The 7,954-nt window shown below is 59.1% G+C and carries 9 protein-coding genes and 1 pseudogene; 7 read left to right on the forward strand and 3 right to left on the reverse strand.

Features of this window, described 5'->3' with window-relative positions; translation table 11 throughout:
- Together AC1D17_RS26685 and AC1D17_RS26690 are read right to left on the reverse strand one after the other, a co-directional pair.
- Positions 1-182: hypothetical protein (locus AC1D17_RS26685; RefSeq protein ID WP_477568283.1), on the reverse strand; the 182-nt coding region annotated here is incomplete at its 3' end.
- A 38-nt stretch (positions 183-220) separates the two neighbouring features.
- The gene (locus tag AC1D17_RS26690; protein ID WP_477568275.1) at positions 221-352 is read right to left on the reverse strand and encodes a hypothetical protein; all 132 of its coding nucleotides are present in this window, start codon (positions 350-352) and stop codon (positions 221-223) included.
- A gap of 188 nt (positions 353-540) precedes the next feature.
- On the opposite strand from AC1D17_RS26690, the gene AC1D17_RS26695 reads away from it, so the two are divergent.
- From AC1D17_RS26695 to AC1D17_RS26705, 3 genes are all read left to right on the forward strand, one after another.
- Positions 541-1,218: a transcriptional regulator gene (locus AC1D17_RS26695; protein ID WP_477568276.1), complete on the forward strand. Its 678-nt coding sequence runs from the start codon at positions 541-543 to the stop codon at positions 1,216-1,218.
- Between the two features lie 132 nt (positions 1,219-1,350).
- The gene (locus AC1D17_RS26700; protein WP_477568277.1) at positions 1,351-1,923 is read left to right on the forward strand and encodes a hypothetical protein; all 573 of its coding nucleotides are present in this window, start codon (positions 1,351-1,353) and stop codon (positions 1,921-1,923) included.
- A gap of 412 nt (positions 1,924-2,335) precedes the next feature.
- On the forward strand, positions 2,336-2,719 hold the full coding sequence (locus AC1D17_RS26705) for an alpha/beta hydrolase (protein ID WP_477568278.1): 384 nt from the start codon (positions 2,336-2,338) through the stop codon (positions 2,717-2,719).
- 41 nt (positions 2,720-2,760) lie between these two features.
- Here AC1D17_RS26705 and AC1D17_RS26710 read toward each other — a convergent pair whose 3' ends face one another.
- Positions 2,761-2,991 carry a hypothetical protein gene (locus tag AC1D17_RS26710; protein WP_477568279.1) on the reverse strand — a complete coding sequence of 77 codons (231 nt, stop codon included), beginning with the start codon at positions 2,989-2,991 and terminating at the stop codon, positions 2,761-2,763.
- Positions 2,992-3,225: 234 nt separating this feature from the next.
- Between AC1D17_RS26710 and AC1D17_RS26715 the strand changes: the two genes are divergently transcribed.
- The 4 genes and pseudogenes from AC1D17_RS26715 to AC1D17_RS26730 form a co-directional block, all read left to right on the forward strand.
- Entirely contained in the window at positions 3,226-5,373 is a 2,148-nt protein-coding gene (locus AC1D17_RS26715) for a ParB/RepB/Spo0J family partition protein (protein ID WP_477568280.1), read from the forward strand.
- 140 nt (positions 5,374-5,513) lie between these two features.
- On the forward strand, positions 5,514-6,704 hold the full coding sequence (locus tag AC1D17_RS26720; protein WP_477568281.1) for a DUF932 domain-containing protein: 1,191 nt from the start codon (positions 5,514-5,516) through the stop codon (positions 6,702-6,704).
- An 86-nt stretch (positions 6,705-6,790) separates the two neighbouring features.
- Positions 6,791-7,423 carry a DUF1419 domain-containing protein gene (locus AC1D17_RS26725; protein WP_477568282.1) on the forward strand — a complete coding sequence of 211 codons (633 nt, stop codon included), beginning with the start codon at positions 6,791-6,793 and terminating at the stop codon, positions 7,421-7,423.
- A 206-nt stretch (positions 7,424-7,629) separates the two neighbouring features.
- Positions 7,630-7,954, forward strand: a pseudogene (locus AC1D17_RS26730) (strawberry notch C-terminal domain-containing protein); the annotation flags it as partial.

Below are 7,954 nucleotides of genomic sequence, written 5' to 3' on the forward strand. Positions count from 1 at the left end.
AGTGATGGGAGAGGGTAGGTCCGTTGCTCGTCCATCAGTCCGTCGAACACTTCCAGCATTGCGTCGGCGATCGCTTGCCCGAGGTGAGCGGCGCTCGTTGCCTGTGCCTTCTCGTCTATATCACGTGCTGCCATCGCGAAGGCAGCGCCTTGGGTAGTAACTATTTCCTGAGCACGCTGGATTGCGTGATTGCTGCGTGCGCGGCGTCATTCAGCATGGCTTAGCGACCATCTGCCTGATCTGACGCGACGGCGGCGCGCAACTTGTCCAGTGCCGAATTGATCGCGGCAACCTCCGCCGGCAGCGGCTCCGTTTTTCGTTTGCGAAAGAGAGATTTCAGCAGTTTGATCATCGTTCAAAGACTTCGGTTAGGAGCGATGTTGTTCTTCTGCTTTCACCCGCGGCGGCGAGTATTGAGGTTCGATGACGGATATAACTGTAGGGCTAGACCGCCGATACAGCAATCGCTATCTACAGGGCTCGTTGCGATGCTGGACACTTCGCTGATACATCACCGCGGAAATTTCGAGGCTACATTTCGTGAAAAAGGTTCAACGCAATTTCGTGGTTGAGTACAAATCCGGGCGCAGAAAAACCGATCCCAAATCGAATACGATCTGGGGCAACATGGATCTCAAGTCCGTCGCACGAGATGTTCAGGAAGAGGCAATGCCATTCCTAACTAGGGGCGAGCAAGTCGGAACATCCGACAATGAGGTCTCCCTACCTCAAGTAAAATGGAATGGGCCTTTGTTGACTCCATCAATCGGGCATCCGACAACTGCACCGGCTACACAGGAGACAATCATGGCCGACGAAAACGACACGACAACAATTAATGACGCGCCGGCCTCTGTCGACGCAGCGATCGATGTGCCCAAGAAGCAGCGTAAACCCCGCGCCAAGAAGGCGGCACCTGAAACGGCGTCAGTGGAAGTTGCGGTGGAACCAGCAGCGAGCACCACAGCTGGCAAGCGCGGCAAGCAGACGAGAGGACGTAAGCCCAAGCCGATCGATGATGCGAGCAGTGTCAAGAGGGTACCTGTAAAACGCGCTCCGAAGGTTGTGCAAGCAGTGACTGCAGCGCCAACTGCTGCAATCGACGAGATGGCGGATCTTCTGCAGCTGGAAGAAGAAAACCAGAGACTGCGCAAATTGCTTGCTGAGAAGCTTCGTGCAGAAAATGCAGATCTGCGCAAACGGCTCAACCTCGGTTGATCACAGGCGGGCGGCTAAGCGCTGACCGCTTTTCTGTGCTCGTTAAGTTGTGCAATTTGGTGGCGGTCATAACCGCCGCCAAAGCTCACGCTCGCAGCCTGCTTGCGAGGTAGAACGAGAGGTCGAAGAACAATGGCGTCACCTTGGAACCTTCTGGCACGACTGACACCGAGGTGGTGGAAAGAACCACAAGGCGGCCTCGCCGACGATGTGAAGTCAAAAGAGGCGACAAGCCCCGAGCCTGTTGAAGTGGCCACCGACAAAACGCCGAATTCTGGTGACCGGTCGGTGCAAGGGGAGCCACAATCCGCCGATCAATCCGATACGATAATGACAGGACCGGAGCATTCCGCGGAAGCGGGGAGCAGTGCGCAGCGGAAGGTCGACCTGGAAAGCGCCACGCTCGTGGATGCCGCTGGTGCTGCCTTATCCGATGACGCCCATTTCACCGCCACTCCAACTTATGACGCGCTGACATCCTTGCCTTCCAGGAAGCGACCGCACGGCAAACAAAAGCGCAGCCAGGAATCCAGCGTCGTCAAGTCAGTTGAGGTCTTTCCGCAGCTTCCAACAGGCGGAGCTACTTTTTCCGATGAGGTGCAAAGTCTCGATGACGAGATCAGGCTGCTGCGCGATCAGTTGGCTCGCAAACTTCAGCTGCAAAATGCTCAATTGAGGAGGATGCTGGAGCGGTTTGAGTGCTGAGCACGTAATGGTTTGCGTCCACGATTGCAATTTAATGCCCCGCCACTTCAGATCCTTTCAGGCGACCAATGAGGAGATCAAGGGTTCGGCCCAGTTTATCTAGAAGGTCGAGTAAACGTCGCCGATACTGCTAAAATTCGTCGTAGGTTGAGTAATTGCCTTTGTCCGGATTTCTCGCACCTGTGAATTTGAGAGGCGAACCGAGCGATAGGTATTGAGCGGCTAGTCCGGTCGGTTCCTGGCCTTATTCACGCCCCTGATGTCCGCACTTACGTGCCCGGCACCGCATGGCGCGGTGCGCGGCGGGAGCTGAAGATTTTCTTTTCCAATCCCAATGCCTCGTTCGGCGTTGCCTTTTTGGTCGCCGTGGCTTTTGCGGTGCTCTTCATCTGCCTTCTATCCCGGCGATCCGATGGAATGGTTGCGCGGCCCTTCCTCTGGCCAGGACGGTGCCAACGGTTGCTCACAGTCTCGGTTGCCGCTGGCCGCGAAATGCGCAGACGGTCCGTCCGCACGGTTGATCAAGGGCGCTTTGCTCGTGGCGCCGGGTGATCTGTCGACCACGGAAAATCTGCATCCGGGCGCAATCCATTTTGGCCGGATGCCGACCCGTACTCCTCCATTTCCAACAATCACGGTTGGAAGTTTGAATGATATCTGTATGCCTCTCGAAAGCCTGTCGCTGTATTGCCGCCTGGGGAGGACGCTGACCAAAAACCTTGGACAAGCAGGTCACATCAACATCGAAAGCGGCTTTGGTCGATGGACGGGGGCTACGGATTGCTGTCCCTGTTGAAAAGGAGGGCGAGAGCGCACAGCCATTCCGAGCGGGCCAATTCACAAGGCGGCGATGCGTTTGGGGGAAGAGCGATCAATAGAAAAAAGGCCTCCACCAAAGCAGAGGCCCGAAGTTTTGAAGGTGTCAACCTCCAGAGGGGAACGGCTGAAGAGGATGGGCCGGGAGGAGAGGCCATCGAGAACTTCAACCGTCAATAGTTTGCGCCATACCACGACCACAAACAACGGATGGCGTCCTCCAGTGGCTCTGGAATTAAACGTATCACCCAAAGTCCAATCCTAAACCGCATTTTTGTTCTCCGGGGGAAAACTGTTTGTCCCTAAGGTCTCTCCCAGCTCCACACGGCGAGTCGTTCGGACAACAGCTGGACGCCGAGCTCGCGCTCAACAGCGATTGCCATTCGCGGGGTGCGGAGTGGCTGAGAGGGAGAGGGGGGAGGGGATTTCGTGACGGGTTTGGAGGTTCGGAGAGAGGCTCCGGCCGGCCCGTCATGGAGAAACGACATGGCCCAGGCCGTCCAGAAAATCACGCTCAGTGCCGCGCGTGACATTCCCTTCAATAAGCTCATTCTCAGCCAGCAGAACGTCCGCAAGATCAAGGCGGGCGTTTCGATCGAGGATCTCGCCGAGGACATCGTCCGTCGTGGCCTGCTTTCGAGCCTGAACGTCAGGCCCGAACTCGACGGTGACGGCAAGGAGACAGGCATTTACCGCATTCCGGCAGGTGGGCGCCGGTATCGTGCCCTCGAACTGCTCGTCAGCCAAAAGCGGTTGGCCAAGACAGCCGGCGTTCCCTGCATCGTCAGCACCAGCGACACGCTGGAGGTCGAGGATTCGCTTGCAGAGAATGTCCATCGTGTTCAGCTGCATCCGCTCGATCAGTTCCGCGCCTTCCAGACCCTGCGCGAACAAGGTCTGGGCGAGGAGGAGATTGCTGCCCGGTTCTTTGTCTCCGCGGCGACGGTGAAGCAGCGGCTTCGGCTTGCCTCGGTCTCGCCGCGTCTCCTCGACCTCTATGCCGGCGACGAGATGAACCTCGAACAGATCATGGCGTTCTCGATCACCAATGACCACGTCCGACAGGAACAGGTTTGGGACACGGTCTCGCGCTCGCATGTGAAGGAGGCGTATTACATCCGCCGGCTGCTCACCGAGACGGCGGTCCGCGCCGGCGATCGCCGTGCCGCTTATGTCGGTATCGACGCCTACGAGGCGGCCGGCGGCGTGGTCATGCGCGATCTCTTCGAGCAGGATCAAGGTGGTTGGCTTCAGGATCCGGCAACGCTGGAACAGTTGGTGTTCGAGAAGCTGAAGACCGACGCCGAAGGCCTGAAGACCGAGGAAGGCTGGAAGTGGGTCGAGGCAGCCCTCGATTTCCCGTATGGCCATACRTCAGGTCTGCGCCGGTTCTACGGCGAACAGGCTGAGATGTCGGCGGAAGAGATCAGCCGTTACGACGAGTTGAAGGCCGAGTATGACAAGCTGGATGCCGCATATGCGGTTACCGAGGAATATTCCGAAGAAACCGAGAAGAGGCTTGAGGAACTCGGGATCGAACTCGATGGACTGAACGAACGGCCGTATGTCTTCGATCCGGAGGATGTCGCTCGCGGCGGCGTCTTCATCTCGCTCAGTGCGAACGGCGAACTCAAGATCGAACGCGGTTTTGTCCGGCCAGAAGACGAGCCGATGATCGAAGCTGATGATCATCGCGACGACAGCGGTGAAGACGACACCGATGAACAGGTGGAAAGTTCCGCTTCGTCCACCGGCGGCATTTCCGTAAACGGCAAGGCCGTCTCCTCCGATCAGTCCGAGGAGGAAGATGACGCCGTCCGACCGCTTGCCGATCGCCTGATCCTCGATCTGACAGCGGCGCGCACGATTGCGCTTCGCAATGCCCTTGCCAACGATCCGGTGATGACGTTCATCGCCGTGCTCCACAGCTTCGTGCTGAAGATCTTCTATCTCGACGATTCGGACTCATGCCTGGAACTCACGCTTCAGAGCGCGAACTTCAGTCAGACGCCGGGACTTTCCGACACGCCCTGGGCCGGGGAGATCGATCAGCGCCAGGAAGCCTGGAGGCAGGATCTGCCGAAGGATCCTGACGCACTCTGGGATTACCTGATCCAGCTCGACGAGGTCAGCCGGCAGATGCTCTTTGCCCATTGCGCCAGTCTGTCGCTGAACGCCGTGATCGAGCCATGGAACAAGCGCAGCCGCGCACTTGCCCACGCAGATCAGGTTGCCCGCTCGATCGGCTTCGGCATGGTCGAGGCGGGGTGGACGCCAACGGTCGATAACTATCTCGGAAGAGTGACCAAAGCGCGGATCTTGCAGGCCGTTCGTGAGGCGAAGGATGAGCAATCCGCACAGTTGATTGATCATCTCAAGAAGCCTGACATGGCGCGTGAGGCTGAACGGCTTCTCGAAGGAAGCGGATGGCTGCCGGAGCCGTTGCGGCTCGACAGCGACGAGACATCGCCCGGTGAGGCTTCCGAGGCGATCGATCAGGATAGCGGAGATGCCGAACTCGATGTCGAAGCAGCCGATCTCCCGGCCTTCCTGAGCGAGGACGTAGATGCCGGTGACGCCGTCGCCGATGCGGACGACGGTGTTCAGGAAAGCCACCTCGACGCGGCAGAGTAATTCGTCAAGGGTCCGTTCGATCCGAGGCGCGGCGGCTGCGCCGCGTCTCGGTGCCTAAATCATACACTTCTTTCCATTCCACCAGCCCGGCCCCGCTTGAAGCGGATCTGCCGGGCTCTTTCGTTTCAGGAGACTGCAACATGAATAATCTTGTCCAGCATTCCCGTCCGGTTTCTACCGGCTTTAAGGTCGACATCTCGCGCGGTGAACGTATTGGCCGCGTCTCGTCCGAATGGTTCTCCCGCCCGGACGACGAGCGTTATCTGTCGCTCAGTGAACTCCACGATGCCGTCAAATCACGCGCGGACCGCGCCCATGCCCGGACGGTCGAAACCAGCGCCGTCAGGGTTGAAGCCAGCCGCGACAATGCCCAGCGCCTGGCGCTGATCGTTCCCGGTCAATCCCGGCCGATCGCGCCGACCCATTGGAGCTTTGGCCAGCTCTGCAGCCTGGTTGGCGCTCCATCAACCTATATGCGCCAGTTGCCGGCGCCGCTTGCCGGCATCAATCTGCAACATGGATTGCTGAACCATCGCGCCGAACTGGTGAAGACACTGGAAACCGACGACGGTCGTGTCGAGCTTCGCGCGGTGACCGGTCCGGATTACGGCCGCATCTGGGATCACGAGCTGGTTTCGGCCGTGATGAACATCGCCGGCAACGGAACCGGCGACACGATCTGGAAGGTCCCGGGCGTCCTCGACTGGGCGACGATGACCCACAATCCCTTCGTCGACATCACGAAAGACACGACAACGCTCTACGCCAGCGATCGGGACGTGTTCCTGTTCCTCGTGGATGACACGCACCCGATCGAGGCGGGGCGACTGCCGAATGGCGATCCCGATCTCTACTTTCGCGGCTTCTATGCCTGGAATAGCGAGGTGGGATCGAAGACGCTCGGCATAGCGTCGTTTTACCTCCGCGCCGTTTGCGCCAACCGCAACCTGTGGGGCACGGAGAATTTCGAGGAAATCAATATCCGTCATTCGAAGTTCGCCGCGCACCGTTTTGCCCATGAGGCAGCACCTGCGCTCACGCGTTTCGCCAATTCCTCGCCTGCTCCATTCGTTGCAGGCATCAAGGCTGCCCGTGAACGGATCGTCGCCCGCGCCGATGAGGATCGAGACGCATTCCTGCGGCGCCGTGGATTCTCCAAGGGTGAAACCGGCAAGATCATCGACACCGTTCTCCAGGAGGAGGGCCGCCCGCCTGAAAGCATCTTCGATTTCGTGCAAGGGATTACCGCGCTGGCGCGCGACAAGACCCATCAGGACACGCGTCTCGAGCTCGAAGGCAAGGCGAAGAAGCTTCTCGAACAGGCAGCCTGACCGCACGGAGATCCTCTCTTCTTTTCCATCGCGATGCCGATCGCCCCTGTTGGTGGTCGGATCGCTGTGTCCGAAAGGATGTTGTAATGCCCACCCATCCCCCCTTCCGAAAGGTTTTCCCCACCGTCGCATCACGATCCGCGATGGTCGCGCTGCTTGACCGGCACCGCGGCGCGCCGGTCGGTGAACATCCGATCAACGACACCGTCTATGCCGGCGATTGGTTCGAAATAGCCGAGCCAGAATACGAGTACATGCTCGACGTCTTTCCGCCGATGTTCTTCAGGCCCGGTGTCTTTGCCGTGTCGGAGTTCAAAGGCGGTAAAGTGGCCAGTGTCTTCGTCACCCTGACCATTGCCGGCCGACACCGTTGGTTTCTCGGTTTCTGCGATCTTGAAATAGCGCAGAGCCCCGAGATGCTCCGGGACGCTATTCTTGTCCGCGAAACCGCCGAACATCCCGACCGGCTGAGCCGCGAGGAAAAGATCGAGATCATCTGGAACGCCACCCCCTCGGATCTTAGAGGCTATGCAGGAGCTTCAGATACCGGTTTCTGGCCGCCCCAGGATCGCGGCAAGCGCACCATTCTTGTCAACGGTGATGGTCTCGGAACTATTCCGAGCCTGCTGGAGGACCTCACCGATGCGCAGATCGCCGACATGTTGCCGGCCGATCTGACCAGGATCGACGCCGACGATCAGGGTGACGGTCATGTTTAAGCGACGTCCCTCCAGCGCCCAGCCCTAGCGACTCGCAGACGATCGCCTGACCCGGCGACGGTTTGAACTGATGCTGCAGGCTGCGGTCGCTGGCTTAACCGAAGCGGCGGCAGGAGGGAGAGAAGGGCCGGAAAGGGTTGGCCTGGCCGGTGTGAGAGAGCGTCCTGGCAGGTCGATCTTCTTCTCCGCTCTCCACAGGACTTCCGATGAATGTGTTCTCTTCTCCGGCCGCCGGCGTTATCGCCAATTCCCCTCTATCAACTGTATCGGACGATGCCAGCCGTGCCGGCCGAATTTACCTTGCAGCAGGCCAGTTGCTACCCTTCCTCGAGCGCGGCCAGACCGTCGGCACGAACGATCTACGCGATATCATCACGCAAAGCTTCGAGGGCAGCGACGCCGAAGGCTCCTGGCTCTGGAAGGACGCTTACGAGACCTGCGAGGCGGCGCAGATTCTGTTCCTGCGCAAGTTCGGCTCGGCGATCCAGGCGCGGACAGGCTCACCATCGTCGACGCTGGCGRTGATGACCA

It is taken from the genome of Pararhizobium sp. P1_E7 (assembly GCF_056405855.1).